Below are 23491 nucleotides of genomic sequence, written 5' to 3' on the forward strand. Positions count from 1 at the left end.
GCAAATGGCGGGTTGGTCGGGCGTCCGTGTTGGTCGCGGGCGGGCCCCGCGCAGGTTCTACGATCAGAGGATGCTGAACAGGCTTCCTGCGGACGAACGTCGTGCCCAACTCGTCGAGTCGGCGCTGGCCATCGCGGAGCAGCGCGGCGTCGCGTCGGTCACGGTGCGTGCCGTGGCGGAGGAGGCGGGCGTCTCGCTCGGTGTGGTGCACTACTGCTTCGAGAGCAAGGAGGAGCTCCTCGCGGCGATGGGTGAGAGCCTGATTCTGCAGCTCAGCGCGTCGATGCGACTGGCGTTCGGTCAGGTGCGGCACGCGCCGGACCTGCGCGGGATCGACGGTCTGCGCGAACTCCTCCACATCGGGATCAGCGGAATGTGGCCGATCATCGAGGCCACCCCGGACCGTCAATTGCTGACGTACGAGATCACCGCGCAGGCCCTGCGGCACCGCGCGTCCGGGAGTGAGCGTGCCGGCGACATCGCCGGTCAGCAGTATCGGACCATGGACGAGGAGGCGATCGAGTTCCTCGCCGAGTGCGCCCGCATCGCCGAAGTCGGCTGGGCCACCCCGGTCGAGGCGATCGCGCGGTTCGGTCTGGCCATCCTGGACGGGCTCGTGCTGCGGTGGCTCGTGGACCGCGACAGCGAGGCGATGATCGCGGCGCTGGACGACATGGTGCACGTGATCGCGTCGAAGGCGGTCGAGCGGGCCTGAGCAGGTCCGATGTCAATCTGGACAATCGTCCAACTCGGTGGTTGACTGGCGTCGCAGACCGATGGACAAGATTGGACGAACTGTGACGCCCACGCTCGACCGTCTCATCGCCTCGACAACCGAGGTCGACCCGCCGCTGGCCGCGCTGGATCTGACCACGCTGCGCGCCAACGCCGCCGACCTGGTGCTGCGCGCGGGCGGCACGCCCGTCCGCGTCGCCAGCAAATCCGTTCGCTGCCGCGCGGTACTCCAGGTCGCACTGGGGGAGAAGCTCACCGGGGCCGGCGGGTTCCGCGGGATCATGGCGTATTCACTGCGCGAGGCGATCTGGCTCGCCCGCCGCGGCGCGGACGACATCCTCATGGGCTACCCGACGGCCGACCGCGGGGCCATCGCCGAACTCGCAGCCGACCCCGAACTGCTGAACCGGATCACGTTGATGGTCGACAGCGACGACCACCTCGACTTCGTTCTCGCCGCGGCCGGCACCACCTTCCTCCGCGCCCGGCTGTGCATCGACGTGGACGCCTCGCTGCGGCTCGGCCCCCTCCACATCGGGGTCCGCCGTTCCCCGCTCCGCGAACCGTCCGCCGTCGCCGCCTTCGCGAAGCGCGCCGCGGGGCGGGGGTTCGCCGTCGTCGGCGTCATGTTCTACGAAGCGCAGATCGCGGGTCTGCCCGATTCCAGTCCACCGATCGGCTGGATGAAGCGGGCGTCCGCGAATGAACTCGCGACCCGTCGCGGTGCCGTGGTGAACGCCGTGCAGTCGGAGGTCGGGGTGCTCGAAATCGTCAACAGCGGGGGCACCGGCTCGCTCGAGGTGAGCTCCGCGGACCAGGTAGTGACGGAGGTGACGGCCGGTTCCGGCCTGTACGTCCCGACGCTCTTCGACAGGTACCGCGCGTTCCGTCCGCACCCGTCGCTGTACTTCGCCCTGTCGGCGGTCCGGCGTCCGACTCCCGGCATCGCGACGCTGTTCGGCGGCGGCTACATCGCCTCCGGTCCCGCCGGGGGCAGTCGCGTGCCCAAGCCGGTGTGGCCCCCGCGGCTGAAGCTACTGCGCAACGAGGGCGCCGGCGAGGTCCAGACCCCGGTGACCGGAAAGGCGGCAGCGGATCTCGCCATCGGCGACCGGGTGTGGTTCCGGCACGCGAAGGCCGGCGAGCTGTGCGAGCGGTTCACCGAGGTGCACCTCGTCGAGTCGGACGGCTCCCGCACCGTGGTGCCCACCTACCGCGGCGAAGGTCAGTGCTTCGGCTGACCGGTGAGCCGCATGAAGGCGCCCAGCTCGGTCAGACCTTCCGGGGTGCTCGGCATGTACTGCGTCAACGATTCCGACCGGATGATGATCGCCGCCCACTTGCCGCGGGACACCGCCACGTTCATCCTGTTCCGCGACAGCAGGAACGACATGCCGCGCGGCACGTCCTCGATCGCCGACGCGGTCATCGACACGATGGCAACGGCAGCCTCCCGCCCCTGGAACTTGTCGACCGTGCCCACCTCGACCTTGTCGAGACCGACCGCGGCCAGATCACGTTCGATCAACCCGACCTGCGCGTTGTACGGCGCCACCACCAGGATGTCGGACTCGTCGAGTGGGCGGGTGCCCTCGAACTCGCTGGGGTCGGTCCACCCGGAACCGAGCAGCTTCGTGATCCGGTTGACCACCTCCCGCGATTCCTCCGGGGATTGGGTGGCGTTGCCCTGGTGGTCGACGAAGACGGTGTGCACACCCGGCTCCAAGCCGTCGAGTCGCCGTGCGGCACTGGCAGATTCCTGCGAACGCAGCTTGCCATCGTAGGACAGCGTCGATACGGGTGCGCACAGTTCCGGGTGCATCCGCCACGTGCGTTCGAGGAAATAGCCCCGACTCGCGGGCAGAGCCCCGTGCCCCTCGGCGAGCCACCCGAGGGCCGACGCGTCCACCGGTTCCGGATGGGTGCCCTGGCTGACCTGCGGAAGTTGCTGGGGGTCGCCGAGAAGCAGGAGGTTGCGGGCCGCGCCGCCCACCGCGATGGTGTTGGCGAGAGCGAACTGCCCGGCCTCGTCGATGACCAGCAGATCGAGGCTGCCGGGCGGAACGCGGTCGGTGTTCGCGAAATCCCAGGCGGTCCCGCCGATCACGCAGCCCGTTTCCTCGGCCTGGTCGATGAAACCGGGGTAGTCGTTGGAGCTGATGTCGGTCCACGTCGCGGCGCGATGCCGCCCGTCCTTCTTCGCGACGAGCTCGGCGGGGAGCCCGGCCTTCACGACGCCGCCGAGCATGTTCTCGATCACCGAATGCGACTGGGCGACCACGCCGATCCGCCAGTGGTGCTGCTCGACGAGCGCCTTGATCACCCGGGCCCCGGTGTACGTCTTGCCGGTGCCGGGAGGCCCCTGCACCGCGACGTACGAGTCTTCGAGGTCGAGTAGTGCCGCGGTGATCGCGCCCGCGTAGTCCGTGCCGTCGACGGGCGGGAGCGGGTTCCCGCTCCGGGTGCGCGGGTCGGACCGCCGCAGAATGTCCACCGACGCGCACAGCGGAAGCTCCGGCAGCGGGGAGCACATGTCGTCCGCGGCCACCGCAATGGACGATTCGATGCGGTCGGTCGTGATCGGGGGACCGGGGGTGATCGCCGTCGGAAGTTGCACGTACTCCTCGCCGTTCAGGAGTTCCTCGACGATCACCACGTCGCGGCGCCTGCCGTCCTTCCCGACGTCGAGCACGTTGACCGTGCACGTTCCCCGCTGCTGCGGATTGTCGCCCGCGACCGCCTCGGGTGCGGGAGTGTCGTACAGCGCGTACATCGTGGTCTTGGGCCCCACCGTGCTCCCGGTCCCGAAACGGCCGGTGAGCTGCAGGCGCCGGCGCAGCTTGCGCTGCCGCGGACTGCTCTTGTGCCAGTTCTCCTCGACGACCGCGGACGACACCACCAGAACGTCCCGGATGTCCGACAGTTCGTCGTGCGGCACGACCAGCCGGTCGAAGTGCGCCCACCAGAACGGTTTCCGCTCGCGGCGGTGGTAGCCGACCGCAGCAGCCATGAGCGCGGCCGCCTGCTGGTCGTGCCCCCGATGCTCGCTCGGTCCGTGCCCGGCGAACTCGCGCAACGCCGCCTCCGCGGGGGTGCAGTCCTCGGTCACCGGGGTGGGCCCGTCGCCGGGCGGCCGGAGAGCCACGCCGTGCGTCTCCGCCTGCCCGATCAGCCAGTCGCGCAGCCGCAGCGTGGAATCGCAGTCGTACTCGTTGTAGTCGGCGATGCCCTGCAGCAGCGCGCGTGCCTCGTCCTCCCGGCCGTTGTCGCGGTGATCGCAGTAGTCGGCGTACGCGACCACCGACGCGGCGGCATTGGTGACGTCGCCGTCGCGCGGCTGCTCCGGCATGTACAGCGGTTCGAGTTTCTTGATGCTGTAGGACCGTTCACCGATGCGCAGGCACCCGCGCACCACCGGATACAGGTCGACGAGGACGTTGTCGCGCAGCAGGGTGTCGACGGTCTCCTCGCCGACGCCGTGCCGTCCCGCCAGCCGCAGCAGCGCCGACTTCTCGTACGCGGCGTAGTGGTAGATGTGCATGTTCGGGTACTGCTGACGGCGCGCGGTGACGTAGTCGAGGAAGTCGACGAGTGCCTGCCGCTCCTCGGCGCGGTCGTGTGCCCAGAACGGCCGGAACACGGCGGCGTCGGCGGGACCCTCGACCACACCGAAGAGGTATTCGAGACCCCAGTCCGTGGATCCGTTCTCGGCCCAGAGCGGGTCTCCCTCGAAGTCGAAGAAGATGTCGCCGTCGTCCGGTTCGGGTAGCCCGCCCAGAGCCTGCGGGGCGTACACCTGGAACTCGGGGGTCCCCGAGGACTCCTGCCGCAACTGCAGGGCCGCCTGCGCGCGCAGCGATTCGAGGGTGCGCTCGGAGAGGCCCTCGACGCTGCCCGCGTACGCGGCGAGGGCGTCGAGTGTGCCGATCCCGGCCGCGATCAGCCGGCTCCGCTGCGTCGTGCGCATTCCGGCCACCAGCAGGAGGTCGCGGTGCTGCTCCACCTCCGGGGTGCACGTGTCGCACCGGCCGCACGCCGTGTACCGGGGGTCGCCCCACTCCGCGAGCGACTGCTCGTCGCGGTGCTCGTCGAGAATTCGTTCGAGCGAGGACCGTCGCGCGGAGTACACGGGAACGATGTCGCCGAGCGAGTGCGCCGAGTCGCTGTCGTCGCCGAGCAGCAGGTGGACGTCGGGGGACGTCGGGATCCCGTTGTCGGCCAGCGCTTCCGCGTACGCGGCGAGCTGCAGCAGGGCCGACACTTTCGCGTGTCGTGACAGTTTGGTGTCGTAGACGGCATACGTGTCGCCGTCGCGGACGAGGAAATCGCAGAAACCCAGGAAGCGGCCGTCGAAGAACGTCCCCTGGTACACGACGTCGGCGCCGCCGCGGATCGCCTCCACGGTGGCCAGGTTCGCGTCGAACAGACCCCGCGCGGTGTATTCGGGACGGTCCATCGTGACCACCCCGTCGCCGTACTCGGCGCGGAACTGCTCGAGCCGGCGATGTTCGTGCGCATCGCCGAGGCTCGACGTCCGTCGCAGCATCGGATCGTCGTCGACGGATGGGGCGGCGGAACCGGCGCCGGCGAGCCCGAGCGTGGCGTCCAACCGGCGCAGCAACGCGAACTCGCAGGTGGCGGCCGCGGAGAGGTCGCTGGCGCTGTAGACGATGGTGTCGTCGAGGAGGAACACAGCTACGTCCCCAGTTCTGCCGGTGAGTTCACCCGGCCGATTGTGCCATCGGGGTGCGACAGGCCCAGAATGGCAGCCATGCCCTTCTTCGACGGCCACTCCGGACGAGTCCACTACCGGCACTGGAGCGCGGTGGGAGGACCCGTCGCCCAGTTGGTGTTTCTCCACGGCATGGGGCAGCACACGGGTCACTACCACCGGTTCGCGCGCGGACTGACGCCTGCCGGAATCGGGGTGTGGGGAATCGACCAGGCCGGTCACGGATTGTCCGAAGGCGACCATCCGGGATCGGTGGCGGACCTGGCGGAGGACGCCGCGCTTCTCACCGGCCTCGCCGGCAGGCACGCGCCGGATGTTCCGCTCGTGCTCATGGGGCATTCGCTCGGTGCCGCGGTCTCGATGGAACTTCTCGCGTCCGGTGACTCCGGTTTCCGGGGCGCGATTCTGTGCGGGACACCGAAGACCGCCGCCGTGCAGCAGACGGCGGACGCGCTCGGGTCACTCGGGATACCGCTGCTCGCGGTGCACGGCGTGGACGACCGCATCGCACCGATCGACCCCGTCCGGGACTGGGCGGCGGGGATCGCATGCCTCGAATTCCGGGAGTTCGACGACGCCGGCCACGACCTGCTTCACGAGAAGGTCCACACATCCGTGACCGCGGTGGTCCGCGACTTCATCCTCGGCGCTGCGCACCCGTGAGTGCGCGAGGAGTCTCTGCACTCCTCGAGCACTCACGGGCGGCGGAGCCGCCTACGCGTAGATGGCCTCGATGGCCGCGCCGTGCTCCTTGTGGATGACGTTCCGCTTGAGCTTCAGCGTGGGCGTGAGCTCACCGGTCTCCTGCGTGAAGTCGACCTCGAGGATGCGGTACTTCTTGATCCGCTCCGGGTTGGACACCTTCTTGTTGCCCTCGGCCACGGCCTCGTCGATCTCGGCGACCAGGTCGGGGTTCTTCACCAGTTCGGACACCAGGGTGTCGGCGGCCAGCCCGTGGCGTTCCTTCCAGCCCGGGAGGGTTTCGGAATCGAGGGTGATCAGCGCGCCGATGAACGGCTTGCCGTCGCCGACGACGAGGCACTGGCTGATCAGCGGGTGCGCGCGGAGCGCGTCCTCGAGGACCGCGGGCGCGACGTTCTTGCCGCCCGCGGTGACGATGATTTCCTTCTTACGGCCGGTGATCGAGATGTAGCCCTCTTCGTCGATCGAGCCGAGGTCGCCGGTGTGGAACCAGCCGTCCCGGATCGAATCCGCGGTGGCCTGCTCGTTGTGCCAGTACCCGCCGAAGACGACGGGACCCTTCAGGAGCAGTTCGCCGTCCTCGCCGATCTTCGCGGCGTGACCGTCGATCGGCTTGCCGACGGTGCCGACCTTCTGCGCGCGGGTGGTGTTCACGGAGATGGCGGCGCTCGTCTCCGTGAGGCCGTAGCCCTCGTACACGGGGACGCCGATGCCGCGGAAGAAGTGACCGAGGCGTGCACCGAGCGCGGCGCCACCGGAGACGGCGCGGTCGCACTCGCCGCCGAGGGCGGTGCGCAGCTTCGAGTAGACGAGCTTGTCGAACAGGGCGTGCTTGAGCTTGAGACCGAGCCCGGCGCCGCCGTTGTCCTGCGCCTCGCTGTACGCGATGGCGGTGGCGGACGCCTTCTCGAAGATGCTGCCCTTGCCGCCGTCGTACGCCTTCTGCTTGGCGGAGTTGTAGACCTTCTCGAACACGCGCGGCACCGACAGGATGAAGTGCGGCTTGAACGCGGCGAACTGGTCGAGCAGCGTGGTGAGGTCGGCGGTGTGCGCGACCGTGACCTTGGCGTCGAACGCACCGAAGGAGATGGCGCGAGCGAAGACGTGCGCGAGGGGCAGGAACATCAGGGTGCGCCTGCCGGCGTACATTGCGTCGCTGAGCGCCAGCTTCACGGCCGCGGACTCCGCGTAGAAGTTGGAGTGGGTCAACTGCACGCCCTTGGGGCGGCCCGTGGTGCCCGACGTGTAGATGAGGGTCGCGGGGGAGGACGCGCGCACCTGGTGACGACGCTCGTGCAACTGCTCGTCGGTGACGCCTTCGCCGCGCTTCGACAGCTCGTCGATCGCGCCGCCCTCGATCTGCAGGACCTCACGCAGGTCCGGCGCTGCGTCGGTGACGACCTTCAGCGCGTCGGCCTGCTTGGCATTCTCGACGACCAGCAGCGATGTGCCGGAGTCTTCGAGGATCCACTTCGCCTGATCGGGTGCGGACGTTTCGTAGATGGCGACGGTGCACCCGCCTGCCGTCCAGATCGCGTAGTCGATGACGACCCACTCGTACCGGGTCGCCGACAGGATCGCGACGCGGTCGCCGAGCTCGACGCCGGAAGCGATGAGGCCCTTCGCGACGGCGGACACCTGCTCCGCGAACTCGGCGGCGGTGACGTCTACCCACCCGCCGTTGCCGGGGCGCTTGAACGGAACGAACTTCGGGTCTTCCTCGGCATGACGGAAGACCGTGTCCGCCATGGAGGCGTCCTCCGGAATTGAGAACGACTGCGGTACCGAGAATTCACGCACTATGACCCCTCCACTGAAACGACATGACGGATGTGCATTCGATCACATTTGTCCCAGTTTCGCACCAGGGTCGATGTCCGTTATGTGTATTTCTTACCTGGACCAGCGGAGATAAGTGTAACTCGGCGTAAACTGATAACTCAGGCGGCCTCTTCGAGACGCCGCGAGTTCGCCGACAGCCAGCGCCGGATCGCATAGTTCAACTGGTCCGGATCGACACCGAGTTCGGTCGCCGTCGCCTCGAGGATCTCCTCGGCCAGGCCGTCGTCGGTGGCTTCCGAAATTCCGAGCGCGCCGCTGATGAACACGTCCGCCACCCGATTCGGCCGGACACCCGGGATCCCGGCGAGCATCAGGAAGTGCGCCCACGTGACGTCGCTGCTCTCCCCGCACACCTCGATCCACGCGTCGTGGATCTGCTCCAGGGCGGCTTCGTCCCGGGCGGCTTCGAGGAGGTCGTCGATGCTGTTGATCCGGAGCTGGTGTAGTCGCTCCGCCGCCAGCTGGATGTGACGCGCCTCGATCGGCACACCGGTCGCGGAGTACCGCCGTTTGTACGAGCCGACCTTGCCCGCCCACTGATCCGAGCTGCCCGCCTCCTCGAACGTGCGGAGAAGGTCGCGGGCGCCGTCGGTGAGGGGCTGATCGGGGTGCGCCCGCCGGTACGCCAGGTAGCGGTCGACGACGGCGACCTCGCTGTGCCCGGCGCTCGACTGCACCGATTCGATGATGCAGAGGGCGAGGCTGTGCCGGTAGGCATCGGAGGTGATCCAGCCGGACGGGTCGCCCAATCGGTCGCGGCAGGCGGTGACGACGGTTTCGACGGTATCGGCAGAGACGGTCACGAGATCCTCCAAAGGCAGTCTGTTCTGTGCTCTGTCCGGTGTATCGACAGGGCCTCCGGGAACGTTGCACTGGAGCTGAGGATTCCTCGAGAACCACCGTCAGTGGTGGGCCAGCAGGTCTGTGACCTCGGTGTCCGAGAGTTGATGGAAATCGTCGTACGCGTTGCCGACGCCGCCGAGATCGGCCGGAACGTACGGGCAGACCACCTCGTCGGCGGTCACGCGCAGACGTCCGACGGCCTCGGGCGCCGCCACCGGGACCGCGACGATCACGCGCGCCGCGCCCAGTTTCCTCACCGATTGGCAGGCCACCGCCGCGGTCGCGCCCGTGGCCATGCCGTCGTCGACGAGGACGGCCGTGCGGCCCTTCAGCGACGCTCGCGGCTTGCCGCCGCGCAGCACCCGCGCCCGCCGTTCGAGTTCGCGGCGCTCCTTCGCCTCGACCATGGCGAGTGCGGTCTTGCTGATCCGGGCGATGCGGAGGACGTCGTCGTTGATTACCCGGGATTCGCCCTCACCGATGGCACCCATGGCGAGTTCCGGCTGCCACGGGACACCCAGTTTGCGGACGAGGACCACGTCGAGGGGCGCCGACAGGGCGGCAGCGATTTCGAACGCGACGGGGACGCCGCCGCGCGGCAGACCGAGCACCACCAGATCGGTCCCGCGCAGGTGCTCCAGTGCGGCGGCCAGTCTGCGGCCGGCGTCGGCGCGACTGGTGTACAACATCGAACGCTCCGTGATCGGGGAGAACTGTTCGTCTCCGACGCTACTCCCGATCCCGCCGTTCAGATCTCGCTGACGGTGAATCGGCGCAGCGCGAGGGCGGGGTTTTTCTCCCGCACCTCGGTGATCCGTTCCGCGCTGACCTCCGCGACCGCGGTGCCCACCCGCTCACCGAGTGACGCGAGGGTCACGCCCATCGGATCGACGATCATGCTGTTCCCGGCCCCGGTGCGCGCGCTCTGGTCGGCGGCGACGACGTACACGGTGTTCTCGATGGCGCGCGCCCGCACGAGGGTGGACCAGTGGTCCTCCTTCAACGGCCCGGGCACCCACTGCGCGGGCAGCAGCAGCACGTCGGCGCCCGCGTCGACGATGCGGCGGGTGACCTCGGGGAACCGGAGGTCGTAGCAGGTCTGCATGCCGAACGTGAGGCCGTCGACGGCGAACGTCTCCGGGGCGCCGATCTCCCCGGCGCGGATGACGTCGGATTCCTTGTAGCCGAACGCGTCGTACAGGTGGAGTTTGCGGTAGGTGGCGACGATGTCGCCGCCCGGTCCGAGCGCGACGAGGGTGTTGGAGATGTGATCGTCCCCGGGCAACTGCTCGTTGACCCCGGCAATCAGGTGGACGTCGAGTTCCTTCGCGGTCGCGGCCAGCCCGCTGACGAACTTGCCGTCCAGGCCCTCGGCCGACTCGACGATCCGCTCGTCGGTTCTCGGCGCCGTGAACATCGCGTACTCCGGCGCCACCACCACCTTCGCGCCGCGGCCCGCGGCCTCGGCGGCGAGCGTGCGGAGGGTGCGCAGGTTCTCGTGCTTGTCCTGACTGGGAGCGAACTGAATGACAGCGACATCGACCATGCCGTCCACGCTAGGCGACGAGGTGCGGCAGGTGTCTCCCGTCCCGGTCGCCGCGTATTTCCGCGGCGTGGCGATGCACTGTGGACTCGTGCACTAAACTGCTGGTCAATGAGTGATATCGAGCGTGACCCCGAACCCCCCACTTTTGCCGACCTCGACATCGATGATCGGGTCTTGAAGGCACTGTCCGATGTGGGCTACGAGTCGCCCTCGCCGATCCAGGCAGCCACCATTCCGCCCCTCCTCGCCGGCCACGACGTCGTCGGCCTGGCGCAGACCGGCACCGGCAAGACCGCTGCGTTCGCGGTACCGATCCTCTCGAAGATCGACCTGACGCAGAAGTCGCCGCAGGCGTTGGTCCTCGCTCCGACGAGGGAACTGGCGCTGCAGGTCGCGGAGGCGTTCGGCAAGTACTCCGCCCATATTCCGGGCCTGCACGTGCTGCCCATCTACGGTGGTCAGAGTTACGGCGTCCAGTTGTCGGGGCTGCGGCGCGGCGCACACGTCGTGGTGGGCACGCCCGGTCGAGTGATCGACCACCTGGAGAAGGGCACGCTCGACCTGTCCAAGCTCTCGTACCTCGTCCTGGACGAGGCCGACGAGATGCTGAAGATGGGTTTCCAGGAGGACGTCGAGCGCATCCTCGCCGACACTCCGGAGTACAAGCAGGTGGCGCTGTTCTCGGCGACGATGCCGGGGGCCATCCGCAAGATCTCGAAGCAGTACATGCACGATCCCGTCGAGATCACGATGAAGTCGAAGACGTCGACGGCCTCCAACATCTCGCAGCGGTACGTCCAGGTGGCGCACCAGCGCAAGCTCGACGCCCTGACGCGTGTCCTCGAGGTCGAGGACTTCGAGGCGATGATCATCTTCGTGCGCACCAAGCAGGCCACCGAAGACCTCGCGGAACGACTGCGCTCGCGCGGATTCTCCGCGTCGGCGATCAACGGCGACATCGTGCAGGCGCAGCGTGAGCGGACCATCGGCCAGCTCAAGAGCGGCGCCCTCGACATCCTCGTGGCCACCGATGTGGCCGCGCGTGGCCTGGACGTGGACCGCATCTCCCACGTCGTCAACTACGACATCCCGCACGACACGGAGTCGTACGTCCACCGGATCGGCCGTACCGGTCGCGCCGGGCGCGCCGGCGAGGCGTTGCTGTTCGTGGCACCGCGCGAGCGGCACCTGCTCAAGGCCATCGAGAAGGCGACCCGTCAGCCGCTGGCCGAGATGCAGCTGCCCAGCGTCGACGACGTCAACGCGCAGCGTGTGTCCAAGTTCGGCGACTCGATCACCGAGAGCCTCACGTCCGACAATCTGGCGTTGTTCCGCAAGATGATCGAGGACTACGAGCAGGAACACGACGTGCCGCTCGCCGACATCGCCGCCGCGCTCGCGGTGCAGTCGCGCGACGGTGAGGCGTTCCTCATGGCGCCCGAACCGCCGCCCGCGCCCCGCCGTGAGCGCGAGCCCCGCGAACGTCCGGCGCGCCGGTTCGACGACGGCCCCCCGACGCGGTCGCGTGGACCGGAGGGCCAGGAGCTCGCGACGTACCGCATCGCGGTCGGCAAGCGGCACCGTGTGGTGCCGGGTGCGATCGTCGGTGCCATCGCGAACGAGGGTGGGCTGCGGCGCAGCGACTTCGGGCACATCAGCATCCGCCCGGACCACAGCCTGGTGGAGTTGCCCGCCGACCTGTCCAGCGAGACCCTCGAGGCTTTGCGTCGTACCCGGATCTCCGGAGTGCTGATTCAGCTGCAGCCCGATTCGGGTCCGCCGTCGGGCCGACCGCGCGGTGGCCGCGACGATCGGGCAGGCGGAAAGTTCCAGCGCGACCGGGACAGCCGGAAAAGGCCGCGCGAGTAGTTCTCACGCGGCCCTCCCGAAGGGGATCCCCGGCGGTTACGCCGGGGGAGCGGGAGCCGGGGCGGGCTGTGCCGCCTCGGCGGGCAGCGGGCCCTCCTCTGGAACGAAGAACGAACCGACGGTCGGCAGCACGTAGCAGGTCGCGTTGGTGTAGCCGACGGTGCCGAAGATCGATGCCACGACGGTGCCCGGCCCCGTCGCCACGATTTTGTTCAGCGCCGGGTAGCCGCCTTCGGTGACGCCGTCGAGGGGCAGGATTCCGCTGGCGCCGGTCTTGGTGTTGATCCACGCGACGTTGAGTCCCGAGGACTTCACCACACCGGGGTACGCGGAGAGGGCCTGGAAGCTGATCTCGTTGGCCTTCACCTCGGCGGTGGGCCCGGTGGTGCCCGACGCCAGCGTCAGCGTGACCGGTGCGACGGTGCCGCAACCCACGGTCGGTGCGGTGTAGAGGAACGGGGTGTACGCGCCCGCGACGTCATGCAGCACCGTCGACGTGGCCAGCGCCTCGACTGCGGCCTTCGCCTCGGGCTTGTCGGCCTGGGTGCGCAGTTCGGCGAGGCCGGGGACGTCCGGGGTGGCCGGTTCGGCCGCTGCCGTGCCCGACAGGCCGAAAGTCGCCGCGATACCGACCGTTGCCGCCGCGATCGTGCGTCGCATCACGCTCATACCGTCCACCTGAACTCCTCGTTGTCTCGTCCGGGCGGCTCTGCAGCGCCGCCCGAGCGGAGAATTTACCCGAGAGAGCGGAAACAGTCAGGACCAGCTGCCGCCGCCGGCCAGCGTATCGGCGCGCGCGCCGTCGAGGGATTGCCGGATGATGTCGGCGTGACCGGCGTGCCGGGCGAGTTCCTCGATCTGGTGCAGCAGCATGTACCGGACCGTGAAGACGACTCCCGACGCCATCCACTGCGCCACGTCGGCGGGCAGGTCGACGTCGCGATCAAGATCGGTTTCGGCGGCGACCGCGGCCTCGGTAGCGCGCTGTGCGTCGTCGAAGCGGGCGAGCAGGGCGTCGACGGTCTCGTCCTCGGTGACGTTCCATGCGGCCATCCACGCTGCCACCGGGTCGTCGCCGACATCGCGCGGAGCCCCGGTGATGCGGGAGGTCATCGCCTCTTCGCCGTCGATCACGTGCTTGAGGAGGGACGCCAGGCTCATCTCGCTGGCGCTGGGCACACTGCGGGCCTGCTCCTCCGTCAGCCCGGACATCGCGTTGCGGAAGGCGGTGCGCTGGCTGTCCAGCATGAGGAGAAGGAGTCCGCGCTCGTCGGAGATGGGGTTCTGGGTGCTGGGTGTCTCGGTCATGAGTTCAGTGTGGCGCGAATAGCGGACACCTACTGTCCTCGATCGACACTCTGCGCGCGTCCCCAGCGGTTCGGGCAGGACCGACCTACGATCGAGGCACGTGTCCGGGGAACGCCCCTGTTCCTGTGATCGAGTCGCGAACCGAGGTGCTTATGGCCCTGGAAGATTCGTCGTCGGCCTTCGCCGACCCGTCCCGGGAGGGCGCGGCCTCACCGGAGCACGACCTCGAAGGCCACATCATCGAGGCCCGGTCCGAAGACTTCTTCCACGCCAGAGAACTGCAAGTGGACAACGAGTGGTTCAAGACCGCGGTGTTCTACGAGGTGCTGGTCCGCGCGTTCTTCGATTCCTCCGGCGACGGAACGGGCGATCTCCAGGGGCTGACGTCCAAGCTCGACTACCTGTCCTGGCTCGGCGTCGACTGCCTGTGGCTGCCGCCGTTCTACGACTCACCGCTACGCGACGGCGGTTACGACATTCGCGACTTCCGCGCCGTGCTCCCGGAGTTCGGGACGGTCGAGGATTTCGTCCAGCTCTTCGATCAGGCGCACCGCCGCGGGATCAGAGTCATCACGGACCTGGTGATGAACCACACGTCCGACACGCACGCATGGTTCCAGGAGTCGCGCACCGACCCCGAGGGCCCGTACGGCGACTTCTACGTGTGGTCGGACCGTGACGAAGGGTATCCGGACGCGCGCATCATCTTCGTCGACACCGAGACGTCCAATTGGACGTGGGATCCGGTGCGCAAGCAGTACTACTGGCATCGCTTCTTTTCCCATCAGCCGGACCTGAACTACGACAATCCCGACGTCCAGGACGCGATGATCGACGTGCTGCGATTCTGGCTGGACCTCGGAATCGACGGCTTCCGGCTGGACGCCGTGCCCTATCTGTTCGAGCGGGAGGGCACCAACTGCGAGAACCTGCCCGAGACGCATGCGTTTCTCAAGAAGTGCCGGGCGGTCATGGACGCCGAGTACCCGGGGCGGGCGCTTCTCGCCGAAGCCAACCAGTGGCCGTCGGACGTCGTGGAGTACTTCGGGGAGCCGGACGTGGGCGACGAGTGCCACATGGCGTTCCACTTCCCGTTGATGCCCCGCATCTTCATGGCCGTGCGCCGGCAGAACCGGTTCCCGATCTCCGAGATCCTCGCGCAGACCCCGCCGATTCCGAGTTCGTGCCAATGGGGAATCTTCCTCCGGAACCACGACGAGCTGACCCTCGAAATGGTGTCGGACGAGGAGCGTGACTACATGTATTCCGAATACGCGCAAGATCCGCGGATGAAGGCGAACATCGGCATCCGGCGACGTCTCGCGCCGTTGCTCGAGAACGACCGCAACCAGCTCGAGCTGTTCACCGCGCTGCTGCTGAGCCTGCCGGGTTCGCCCGTCCTCTACTACGGCGACGAGATCGGCATGGGCGACAACATCTGGCTCGGCGATCGGGACTCGGTGCGGACTCCCATGCAGTGGACGCCCGACCGCAACGCCGGATTCTCCCGTGCCGACCCGGCTCGAATGTATTTGCCGGTCATCATGGATCCCACGTACGGCTACCAGTCGGTGAACGTCGAGGCGCAGATGAACTCGACCAACTCGTTGCTGCACTGGACCCGCCGCCTGATCCAGGTTCGCAAACAGCATCCGGCGTTCGGAACGGCGTCGTTCACCGAACTCGGCAGCGCGAACCCGGCCGTCCTGTCGTATGTGCGGGAGACGCCGCCGAGTCGGGACCGCCCGTACAGCGACGTCATTCTGTGCGTCAACAACCTGTCCAGGTTCCCGCAGGCGGTGATCCTGGACCTCACCCAGTTCGCCGGCCGAATCCCCGTGGAGCTCACCGGTTCCGTTCCCTTCCCCGCGATCGGGGACGACGGATACATGATCACCCTTCCCGGTCACGGATTCTTCTGGTTTGCGCTGCAACCGGATCCGAAGTCCGGCGGCGCGGTGAGCGGACACCCGGTCAGCAGCGAAGCGGAACAGGCGGTGCAGCAGTGAACGAACCCACCAGTGAACGCATTCCCGACGAGTCCCTCGAGCGGCAACTCGTCCGGTGGTTGCCGGACCGGCGGTGGTTCGCCGCCAAGGGCACCACCATCGCGGCGGTGCGGATCCTGCTGCGCCACGAACTGACATCGGCGTTCGGGTTCTCCGCCGAGCATCTCCTGGTGTCGGTGGAGTTCGAGGCGGGGCCGCCGCAGGTGTACCAGATACCGCTGGGGTTCCGCAGTCATCTGCCCGAGGACCTCGAGCCGTGGGCGCTGCCGGATGGCGATGGGAACGTCATGATCGCGTACGACGGCCTGCACGATGCCGAGATCATCACCCTGTACGCCGACCTGCTGTCGGAAGCGGAGGGATCCGGGCCGGTGCAGTTGAAAACGGTGCCGGGCACGGTGATCGAACCGGGGCTCCGTGGGCGGACACTCGGCGCGGAGCAGTCGAACACGTCGGTGGTGCTGGGGGAGAAGCTCCTGATGAAGATCTTCCGTCTGGTCACGCCGGGCGTGAACCCGGACGTCGAACTCCACCTCGCGCTCGCCGAAGCGGGCAGCGAATACGTGGCGACGCTGCGAGCGTGGATGGAGACGGACGTGGCCGGGATTCTGACGACCCTCGCGATGGTCCAGGATTTCGAGGCCAACTCGGCGGACGGGTGGAGCATGGCGCTCGGCAGCGTCCGCGACCTCCTGATCGAAGCGGATCTCCACGCCGCGGAGTTGGGGACGGACTTCGCCGGTGAGTCCTACCGGATGGGCGCCGCCGTCGCCGAGGTGCACGCCACCCTGGCGCGTGCGCTCGGTGCGGAGGAACGACAGGTGGCGTCGACGACCGTGGAGGCGATGACGCGCAGGCTGGACGCCGCCACCTCGATCGTTCCCGAACTGGGGGAGGTGGCGGCGGCGGTGCGGGGCAAGTTCGCCGAGGCGGAAGCTCTGGGCGCTACCACCGTCCAGCGGATTCACGGCGACCTCCACCTCGGTCAGGTGCTGCGGACACCGGAGCGGTGGCTGCTCATCGACTTCGAGGGGGAGCCCGCCAAGACGCTCGACGAGCGCCGGGAACGGGACAGCCCGTTGCGGGATGTCGCGGGAATGCTGCGGTCCTTCGACTACGCCGCTCACCACCTGCTGGCAGATTCGGTGCCGATGGGAGCGATGGGGGCGGCGTCGCAGCGGGACTTCCGCGCGAGGGAGTGGGCGCAGCGCAACGCCGACGCCTTCTGCGAGGGCTATTCCTCTGTGTCGGGCACCGACCCGCGTGAGGCGGCGGCGTTGCTGCGGGCCTACGAACTCGACAAGGCGGTGTACGAGACCGTGTACGAGGCGAGGAACCGTCCCAATTGGATCGGCCTGCCCCTCTCCGCCATTCGTAGACTCACCTCAGCACCTCGGTGAGCGTCGGGGACGACACCGTGCCCGGGTCGAACTGAGTGCGGTACAGCTCCTCGTATCGGCCGCCCGCGGCGAGCAGCTCGGAGTGGGTGCCGCGTTCGACGATGCGCCCGGCCTCGACCACGAGGATCAGATCAGCCGCGCGGACGGTCGACAGCCGGTGCGCGATCACCACCGCGGTCCGTCCGGCGAGGGCCTCGCCCAGCGCCTCCTGGACGGCGGCCTCGGACGTGGAGTCGAGGTGCGCCGTCGCCTCGTCGAGGATGACCACCCGCGGATGCGCGAGCAGCAGGCGCGCGATGGTCAGCCGCTGGCGTTCGCCTCCCGACAGCCGGTAGCCGCGTTCGCCGACCACCGTGTCGAGGCCGTCGGGCAGGGCCGCGACGAGGTCGGTGAGCCGCGCCCGTTCGAGCACCTCCGCGAGTTCGGCCGGCGTGGCACCCGGCCGGGCGAGCAGGAGATTGGCCCGCACGCTGTCGTGGAAGAGGTGCCCGTCCTGAGTCACCATGCCGACGGTGGCCCGCACGGAGTCGGCGGTCAGGTCGCGCACGTCCACCCCGCCGAGTTTCACCGAGCCCGCGTCCGCGTCGTAGAGCCGGGGAACCAGTTGGGCGATGGTGGACTTGCCGGCTCCGGACGATCCCACCAGCGCGACCATCTGCCCGGGTTCGGCGCGGAACGACAGCCGGTGCAGCACCTCGACGCCGCCGCGGGTGTCGAGGGTCGCGACCTCCTCGAGCGATGCCAGCGACACCTTGTCGGCCGAGGGATACGCGAATTCCACGGAGTCGAACTCCACCGACACCGGGCCGTCGGGCACCGCGACCGCGTCGGGCTTCTCCGCGATCAACGGCTTCAGGTCGAGGACCTCGAAGACGCGCTCGAAGCTCACCAGCGCGCTCATCACGTCCATGCGTGCGCTGGCCAGTGCGGTGAGGGGCGAGTACAACCGGGTCAGCAGCATCGCCATCGCGACGACGGCTCCCGCGTCGAGTTGTCCGCGCAGCGCGTAGAACCCGCCCAGTCCGTAGACGAGCGCCAGCGCGAGAGCGGACACGAGCGTGAGCGCGGTGACGAACACCGACTGCAGCATCGCCGTGCGGACACCGATGTTCCGTACCCGCCGGGCACGGACCGCGAACTCGGCGGACTCCTCCGACGGACGACCGAACAGCTTCACGAGGGTGGCACCCGGCGCCGAGAACCGCTCCGTCATCTGAGTGCTCATCACCGAATTGTGGTTGGCTGCCTCACGATTGAGTTGAGCCAGCCGCGCGCCCATCCTGCGGGCGGGCAGGACGAAGATCGGCAACAGCAGCAGTGCGCACAGCGTGATCTGCCAGGAGATCCCGATCATCACGATGAGCGTGATGCCGAGCGTGACGAGGTTGGACACCACGCCCGACAGCGTGTCGCTGAACGCGCGCTGCGCACCGATCACGTCGTTGTTGAGGCGGCTGACCAGCGCGCCGGTGCGAGTGCGGGTGAAGAAGGCGATCGGCATCCGCTGCACGTGGTCGAACACGGCGGTCCGCAGGTCGAGGATCAGGTTCTCGCCGATGCTCGCGGACAGCCACCGCGTCCACAGGGCGAGAGCGGATTCGAGTACGGCGATGACCGCGATGAGCGCCGCGAGGCGCACGATCACGGACACCGCGTCGCCGCCGACAATGGCGTTGACGACCCGGCCCGCCAGCACCGGGGTGGCCACCGCCAGCGCGGCCGTGACGACGCTGAGCAGTAGATACCACCCGAGGCTGCGACGGTGGGGCAGAGCGAACCGGGCTATCCGCCGCAGCGTCGTGCGGGAGAAGGGTCGACGATCCTCTTGGGCGTGCATCGCGTTGTACATCGCGTTCCACGCCGTGACTTCCATGCTCATGCCAGCGGCCTCCTGTCGCTATCCCCCCACGGTAGAGCCGGGGTATGACACGACGGTAGAACCTCAACGTTACTCGAGGTCAAGCGGCGAGCGCGGAAGCGCTACTTCGCGACGTCCACGACCACCCGCGTCGGGTCGGACAGCGTCGACACCGTGAAGGGCCGGCCCGGTTGCGTCACGCCGATGAACGACTGCGTGACGCCTTCGAACACGAGCGCGCCGTTGACCTCCGTCACCGTGCCGCCGGGAACGCCGGGCACCGGGTTGGGGCCCGAGTATCCCTCCACATCACTGTCGAACGGGTACGCCGAGCCGTCGATCTGCACCTGCAGGATGCCGTTGCCCGACACCGGAATCGTCTTGCCGCTTCCGTCCTGCACCGCCCCGTCCACATACGCGACCCGCCAGCCCGGTGTGCCCTTGCCGCCGAGTTCGTACACCACACGGTCGAATCCCTCGTGCTCGCCGACGCGGACGTCGGTGACCGTGAGCTTCGCTGACCCGGACGCCGCGGACGATTTCGGCGACGCATCGGTCGGGATCGGCGCCGACTCGGATTCGAGGGCGCTGCTGGTGGTGGCGGCCGCGGCCGGTGACGTCGCCGCCACACTGCTGGGGGAGTTCGACTCCGAGCATCCGGTGAGCGTCAGGGCCAGGGCGCAGGCGGCGAACGCGGCGAAGGGACCGATCCGGTGGTTGATCATGATCCGATCGTAAGCCGGGGCCGATCAGAGAAGGGGAAGCCCCTGGCGTGGCGTCGCGATCGCGTCCAGATACAGCCAATTGCCGTTCTCACGGACGAATCGGCTGTTCTCGTGCAGCGATTCGCGGCGGCCGTCCAGCACGTAGTGCGCGCGGAACTCTACGGTGCCGGTGGTGTCGAGCAGTCCACCGCCGCTCGTGCCCAGGATGTCGAGGCGGGTCCAGCGTTGCTCCGGATCGAGGTCCAGGGTCCCGGGCCGGGTGCTCGGATGCCACGTCACGAGGAGGTAGTCGGCATCCAGGACGGCGAACGCGCTGAACCGCGATCGCATGAGGCGCTCGGCCGTGGGCGCCGTGGTCTCGCCGCGGTGATACCTCCCGCAGCACTCGTCGTACGGTTCACCGAGCAGGCAGGGGCATCGAACGGTCACCGTCCCAGTATGGACGGCGGTCACACGAGCTTGTGGGTGCGGTCCTTCCAGTACGGCGCGCGCAGTTCCCGCTTGAGGATCTTGCCGGTGGGGTTGCGGGGGAGCAGGTCGACGACGTCGACCGTCGTCGGGCACTTGAACTTCGCCAGACGCTGGCGGGTGTAATGGATCAGCTCGTCCGGTTCGATACTGGTTCCGGTCACCGGCACGACGACGGCCTTGACCGTCTCACCCCAGTGGTCGTCGGGCACGCCGATCACCGCCACCTCCGCCACCGCCGGGTGTTCGACGAGCACCCGTTCGATCTCGGGGGAGTACACGTTCTCACCACCGGTGATGATCATGTCCTTCAGCCGGTCCTCGATGAACACGAAACCGTCGGCGTCCGCCCGCCCCATGTCGCCGCTGCGCAACCACCCGTCGGCGGTGATCGCCTCCGCGGTCGCCTCGGGCTTGCCGAGATAGCCCGGCGTGCGTTGTTCCGAACGCCACCACAGTTCCCCGGTCTCGCCGGAGGCGACGTCCTCGGCGGTGGCCGGGTCCACGATGCGCATCTCCACACCGGGAATGGGCTGTCCTGCCGACGCCATCCTCGCCTCCTGTGCCGCATCGCGATGCACCTCGGGCAGCAGAGCGGTGACGACACCCGCGCACTCGGTCATTCCGTAGACCTGGACGAACTCCGCCTCCGGCCAGGCGGCGAGCGCGCTGCGCAGCAACGGCAGCGGCATCGGCGCCGCGCCGTACGTGATGCGATGCAGCGCACCGAACGCGGCCACGGCCTGCTCGCCTGCGGCGAGCACTCCGGCGATCACGGGCGGCACCAGGAACGCGATGTTTGCACCCGCAGCGAGCGCGCCGAACAGGGACGGGGCGTCGGCCTCCCGGGTGAAGTGGCACCGGGCGCCGGCGTGCACGCCCATGATCGCGTAACAACTTCCGCCGACGTGGAACAGCGGCATGGCGACGAGCAGGCAGTCGTCGTGCCGCGCGGGCAGGATCTCGAGCACCGCGGCGCTGTGGGCGATCAGATTGCGGTGGGTCAGCTGAACGCCCTTCGGCCTGCCGGTGGTTCCCGAGCTGTACAGGATCAGCGCGGTGGCATCCGCTCCCACCTCCGGCCTCGACGACAGCACCGACGCCTCGGCCAGCCACGGCTCGAACTCGTCGTGCTCCCCGCCGACGGTGATGATCTGCTCGATGCCGGTCAACCGGTCGCGCAGTGCCATGACCTGTTGGAGGAACTCGTTGCCCACGAACAGGATCCGCGCCCCGGAATCGTTGATCACGTAGTCGAGTTCCTCGCCGGCCAGCCGCCAGTTCGGAACCGCGGCGGCCGCGCCGAGGAGCGACGCGGCGTAGGTGACCTCGAGGCAGGACAGATGGTTCTTGTCGACGAACGCGACCGTGTCACCGGCCCGGATTCCGCCCTCCGCCAAGGCTCCCGCGATGTGCAGGATCCGGTCGTGCCAACCGGACCACGTGTATTCGGTGCCCTGGAACTGCACGGCGACGTCGTCCGGTCGGACCTGCGCCCAGTGCGCGAGGCGGTCGAAGATGATCTCGTTGTCGGCGTCCGACATGCGCCCACCTCTCGTCTGTGACGTCAGTCACATCAGGCTAGTAGCCGGTGATCCGATCAGTGACGTTTTGCCTCACGCGGCCGAACTGCTTCGGCTCTGTGCGTCCGCGCGTCGCAGCGCGGCGGTGCCGAGGGCGCCGACCACGATCAGGGTGATGCCCAGCCAGTCGGGGTCGTTGTCGGTGACGAGCATCGCGATCCCCACGCCGATCACGAACGGCGGCAGGAAGTCGAACAGTTTGACGAGGGGTGGTGCCACCTCTTCCGGTTCCCCGGGCTCCCGCGGCGCCTGCGCGCTCGCCACGTCCGGATACCACTCGGTGAAGGACAGCGCGAACAGCAACGCCCCGATCGGGATGATCCAGCCCGTCCAGAAATTGTCCGGCTGGTCGAGGACGAGGTCGCCATACAGTCCGGCCGCCGCCGACACCGTGAAGGACAGCCCCCACACCAGCGTGATGAGCTGGTTGACCTTGAGGAACAGCGGCGAGTTCCAATACTCCTCGGGTGTGGTCTCTTTCGCGTACGGCAGGGTGAACGGATTGCGCAGTAGCAGCGAGCCGAACGCGAACGCGACCAGCGCCAGGCTCGACATCTCGCCCGACCACTTCTCCAGCCAGGTGATCAGGTCGTCGGACGCGAACAGTCCGATCGCGGCGAGGCACCCGAAGTAGAGGATGTCGAACACTTCGAGGGGTTTGAGGGTTCCGCCGCGGCGGTGGCTGAGGAACAGGAACAGGATCGACAACCCGAGTGCGGTGGCGACCGATTCCTCGAACCGCCCGGGGCCGGACAGCAGCGACATCACGATCCACGGCGCCAGGCCGGCGAACGGTGATTGCAGGAACGCGTCGAGGAACCGCGATCCGGCCCGAGGTTTGGGGGATTCGATGGCCATGAGGCTCTCCTTCGCACCGGCGATACCGGAATTCTCCCAGGTCGGTACTTCCGTTGTGGGCGTTTCCGCGGGGGTCTCCGTGTCCGAGATCACGGCCGCGGCGACCGAAGATCAGGGTGGTCCCTGATGGCGGGCCGCAGCGGGTGTCGACAAGATGGAGGAGTGCGCCGCGCGTGCACCGTCCCGGCCCGTCACCACGGGGCCGGACCGCCACAAGAGGAATACGAAAGGCGATCATGAGCACGCATGCCCCCGCTGTCGCTGCCCGTGCTGTCGAGCTGTCCAAGACGTACGGCACCGGCGACACCCAGGTCCACGCGCTCAGCGCGGTATCCGCGGAGTTCGCCCGTGGTGAGTTCACCGCGATCATGGGACCGTCCGGTTCCGGTAAGTCGACGCTGATGCACTGCCTGGCCGGTCTCGACGCGGCCAGTTCGGGTTCGGTCCTCATCGGCGACACCGAGTTGACGACGCTGACGGACAAGCAGATGACGCAGCTGCGACGCGACCGGATCGGCTTCGTGTTCCAGGCATTCAACCTGGTGCCGACGCTGACGGCACTGGAGAACATCACCCTTCCGCTGGACATCGCGGGCCGCAAGCCGGACGCCGCATGGCTCGAGAACGTGCTCACCAAGCTCGGACTGCAGGACCGTCTCGAGCACCGCCCGGGCGAGTTGTCCGGTGGTCAGCAGCAGCGCGTCGCGTGCGCGCGCGCGTTGGCCGGGCAGCCGGAGATCATCTTCGGCGACGAGCCCACCGGCAACCTCGACTCCAAGTCCTCTGGTGAGGTGCTGTCGATCCTGCGGGCCGCGGTGGACGAGTTCCACCAGACCGTCGTCATCGTCACGCACGATCCCCGGGCGGCGGCCTACGCCGACCGGGTGGTCTTCCTCGCCGACGGCAAGATCGTCGACGAACTGCGTGACCCGACGGCCGATTCGGTCCTCGACACCATGAAGCGACTCGACGAGCCCGCTCACGCCCTCGCGTCCGACGCGGCGGTCTGACCG

Annotated in this window: 19 protein-coding genes; 7 read left to right on the forward strand and 12 right to left on the reverse strand. The window is 68.3% G+C overall.

Annotated features, from left to right (window positions below):
- Positions 1 to 70 precede the first annotated feature (70 nt).
- Together QM693_RS30000 and QM693_RS30005 are read left to right on the forward strand one after the other, a co-directional pair.
- Positions 71 to 715: a TetR/AcrR family transcriptional regulator gene (locus QM693_RS30000; RefSeq protein ID WP_105412733.1), complete on the forward strand. Its 645-nt coding sequence runs from the start codon at positions 71 to 73 to the stop codon at positions 713 to 715.
- A 61-nt stretch (positions 716 to 776) separates the two neighbouring features.
- On the forward strand, positions 777 to 1976 hold the full coding sequence (locus QM693_RS30005; protein ID WP_283332916.1) for an amino acid deaminase/aldolase: 1200 nt from the start codon (positions 777 to 779) through the stop codon (positions 1974 to 1976).
- Here QM693_RS30005 and QM693_RS30010 read toward each other — a convergent pair.
- The gene (locus tag QM693_RS30010; protein ID WP_283354159.1) at positions 1961 to 5428 is read right to left on the reverse strand and encodes a TM0106 family RecB-like putative nuclease; all 3468 of its coding nucleotides are present in this window, start codon (positions 5426 to 5428) and stop codon (positions 1961 to 1963) included. The two genes, QM693_RS30005 and QM693_RS30010, sit on opposite strands and share 16 nt — an antisense overlap.
- 78 nt (positions 5429 to 5506) lie before the next feature.
- On the opposite strand from QM693_RS30010, the gene QM693_RS30015 reads away from it, so the two are divergent.
- Positions 5507 to 6130: an alpha/beta hydrolase gene (locus QM693_RS30015; protein WP_280783548.1), complete on the forward strand. Its 624-nt coding sequence runs from the start codon at positions 5507 to 5509 to the stop codon at positions 6128 to 6130.
- 51 nt (positions 6131 to 6181) lie between these two features.
- Here QM693_RS30015 and QM693_RS30020 read toward each other — a convergent pair whose 3' ends face one another.
- From QM693_RS30020 to QM693_RS30035, 4 genes are all read right to left on the reverse strand, one after another.
- Positions 6182 to 7969 (reverse strand): AMP-dependent synthetase/ligase, encoded by a 1788-nt coding sequence (locus tag QM693_RS30020; protein WP_283354160.1) that lies wholly within the window; start codon positions 7967 to 7969, stop codon positions 6182 to 6184.
- Positions 7970 to 8109: 140 nt separating this feature from the next.
- Positions 8110 to 8814 (reverse strand): DUF8548 family protein, encoded by a 705-nt coding sequence (locus QM693_RS30025; protein ID WP_283354161.1) that lies wholly within the window; start codon positions 8812 to 8814, stop codon positions 8110 to 8112.
- 99 nt (positions 8815 to 8913) lie between these two features.
- Positions 8914 to 9543 carry a phosphoribosyltransferase gene (locus QM693_RS30030; RefSeq protein ID WP_105412728.1) on the reverse strand — a complete coding sequence of 210 codons (630 nt, stop codon included), beginning with the start codon at positions 9541 to 9543 and terminating at the stop codon, positions 8914 to 8916.
- Positions 9544 to 9602: 59 nt separating this feature from the next.
- On the reverse strand, positions 9603 to 10400 hold the full coding sequence (locus tag QM693_RS30035) for a carbon-nitrogen hydrolase family protein (protein WP_283354162.1): 798 nt from the start codon (positions 10398 to 10400) through the stop codon (positions 9603 to 9605).
- A 108-nt stretch (positions 10401 to 10508) separates the two neighbouring features.
- On the opposite strand from QM693_RS30035, the gene QM693_RS30040 reads away from it, so the two are divergent.
- On the forward strand, positions 10509 to 12269 hold the full coding sequence (locus tag QM693_RS30040; RefSeq protein WP_283354163.1) for a DEAD/DEAH box helicase: 1761 nt from the start codon (positions 10509 to 10511) through the stop codon (positions 12267 to 12269).
- Between the two features lie 36 nt (positions 12270 to 12305).
- Here QM693_RS30040 and QM693_RS30045 read toward each other — a convergent pair whose 3' ends face one another.
- Together QM693_RS30045 and QM693_RS30050 are read right to left on the reverse strand one after the other, a co-directional pair.
- Positions 12306 to 12938, reverse strand: a complete 633-nt coding sequence (locus tag QM693_RS30045) for a hypothetical protein (protein WP_283354164.1) — start codon at positions 12936 to 12938, stop codon at positions 12306 to 12308.
- Between the two features lie 87 nt (positions 12939 to 13025).
- A complete protein-coding gene (locus QM693_RS30050) occupies positions 13026 to 13577 on the reverse strand; it encodes a mycothiol transferase (RefSeq protein WP_283354165.1) in 552 nt (183 codons plus the stop codon).
- 152 nt (positions 13578 to 13729) lie between these two features.
- Between QM693_RS30050 and treS the strand changes: the two genes are divergently transcribed.
- Positions 13730 to 15586, forward strand: a complete 1857-nt coding sequence (treS, locus tag QM693_RS30055; RefSeq protein WP_283332923.1) for a maltose alpha-D-glucosyltransferase — start codon at positions 13730 to 13732, stop codon at positions 15584 to 15586.
- Positions 15583 to 16986, forward strand: coding sequence for a maltokinase N-terminal cap-like domain-containing protein (locus tag QM693_RS30060; RefSeq protein ID WP_283354166.1), 1404 nt, complete (start codon positions 15583 to 15585; stop codon positions 16984 to 16986). Before treS ends, QM693_RS30060 begins: the two co-directional genes overlap by 4 nt.
- Here the strand turns inward: QM693_RS30060 and QM693_RS30065 are convergent.
- From QM693_RS30065 to QM693_RS30085, 5 genes are all read right to left on the reverse strand, one after another.
- Entirely contained in the window at positions 16967 to 18865 is a 1899-nt protein-coding gene (locus QM693_RS30065) for an ABC transporter ATP-binding protein (protein ID WP_283332925.1), read from the reverse strand. The two genes, QM693_RS30060 and QM693_RS30065, sit on opposite strands and share 20 nt — an antisense overlap.
- A 101-nt stretch (positions 18866 to 18966) precedes the next feature.
- Positions 18967 to 19569, reverse strand: coding sequence for an AMIN-like domain-containing (lipo)protein (locus tag QM693_RS30070; RefSeq protein ID WP_283354167.1), 603 nt, complete (start codon positions 19567 to 19569; stop codon positions 18967 to 18969).
- A 24-nt stretch (positions 19570 to 19593) separates the two neighbouring features.
- Positions 19594 to 20022: a YchJ family protein gene (locus tag QM693_RS30075; protein WP_283332926.1), complete on the reverse strand. Its 429-nt coding sequence runs from the start codon at positions 20020 to 20022 to the stop codon at positions 19594 to 19596.
- On the reverse strand, positions 20019 to 21581 hold the full coding sequence (locus QM693_RS30080) for a long-chain-fatty-acid--CoA ligase (RefSeq protein ID WP_283332927.1): 1563 nt from the start codon (positions 21579 to 21581) through the stop codon (positions 20019 to 20021). The genes QM693_RS30075 and QM693_RS30080 overlap by 4 nt, the downstream gene beginning before the upstream one ends.
- A 72-nt stretch (positions 21582 to 21653) precedes the next feature.
- Positions 21654 to 22571 (reverse strand): DUF3159 domain-containing protein, encoded by a 918-nt coding sequence (locus QM693_RS30085; RefSeq protein ID WP_349307527.1) that lies wholly within the window; start codon positions 22569 to 22571, stop codon positions 21654 to 21656.
- A gap of 143 nt (positions 22572 to 22714) precedes the next feature.
- Here QM693_RS30085 and QM693_RS30090 point away from each other — a divergent pair, with 143 nt between their 5' ends.
- Complete coding sequence (locus tag QM693_RS30090) at positions 22715 to 23488, forward strand: ABC transporter ATP-binding protein (RefSeq protein WP_005239421.1); 774 nt, start codon at positions 22715 to 22717, stop codon at positions 23486 to 23488.
- Positions 23489 to 23491 lie beyond the last annotated feature (3 nt).

Origin of the sequence: Rhodococcus sp. IEGM 1305 (assembly GCF_030058635.1) — a bacterium.
GTDB classification, from domain to species: domain Bacteria; phylum Actinomycetota; class Actinomycetes; order Mycobacteriales; family Mycobacteriaceae; genus Rhodococcus_F; species Rhodococcus_F opacus_D.

Bases quoted from the DNA above. Each gene is read 5' to 3' on its own strand.
- QM693_RS30000 (WP_105412733.1), top strand. From the start codon at position 71: ATGCTGAACAGGCTTCCTGCGGACGAACGTCGTGCCCAACTCGTCGAG.
- QM693_RS30050 (WP_283354165.1), bottom strand. From the start codon at position 13,577: ATGACCGAGACACCCAGCACCCAGAACCCCATCTCCGACGAGCGCGGA.
- QM693_RS30070 (WP_283354167.1), bottom strand. From the start codon at position 19,569: ATGATCAACCACCGGATCGGTCCCTTCGCCGCGTTCGCCGCCTGCGCC.
- QM693_RS30045 (WP_283354164.1), bottom strand. From the start codon at position 12,938: ATGAGCGTGATGCGACGCACGATCGCGGCGGCAACGGTCGGTATCGCG.
- QM693_RS30005 (WP_283332916.1), top strand. From the start codon at position 777: ATGGACAAGATTGGACGAACTGTGACGCCCACGCTCGACCGTCTCATC.
- QM693_RS30080 (WP_283332927.1), bottom strand. From the start codon at position 21,581: ATGTCGGACGCCGACAACGAGATCATCTTCGACCGCCTCGCGCACTGG.
- treS (WP_283332923.1), top strand. From the start codon at position 13,730: ATGGCCCTGGAAGATTCGTCGTCGGCCTTCGCCGACCCGTCCCGGGAG.
- QM693_RS30035 (WP_283354162.1), bottom strand. From the start codon at position 10,400: ATGGTCGATGTCGCTGTCATTCAGTTCGCTCCCAGTCAGGACAAGCAC.
- QM693_RS30090 (WP_005239421.1), top strand. From the start codon at position 22,715: ATGAGCACGCATGCCCCCGCTGTCGCTGCCCGTGCTGTCGAGCTGTCC.
- QM693_RS30065 (WP_283332925.1), bottom strand. From the start codon at position 18,865: ATGAGCATGGAAGTCACGGCGTGGAACGCGATGTACAACGCGATGCAC.
- QM693_RS30030 (WP_105412728.1), bottom strand. From the start codon at position 9,543: ATGTTGTACACCAGTCGCGCCGACGCCGGCCGCAGACTGGCCGCCGCA.
- QM693_RS30040 (WP_283354163.1), top strand. From the start codon at position 10,509: ATGAGTGATATCGAGCGTGACCCCGAACCCCCCACTTTTGCCGACCTC.
- QM693_RS30015 (WP_280783548.1), top strand. From the start codon at position 5,507: ATGCCCTTCTTCGACGGCCACTCCGGACGAGTCCACTACCGGCACTGG.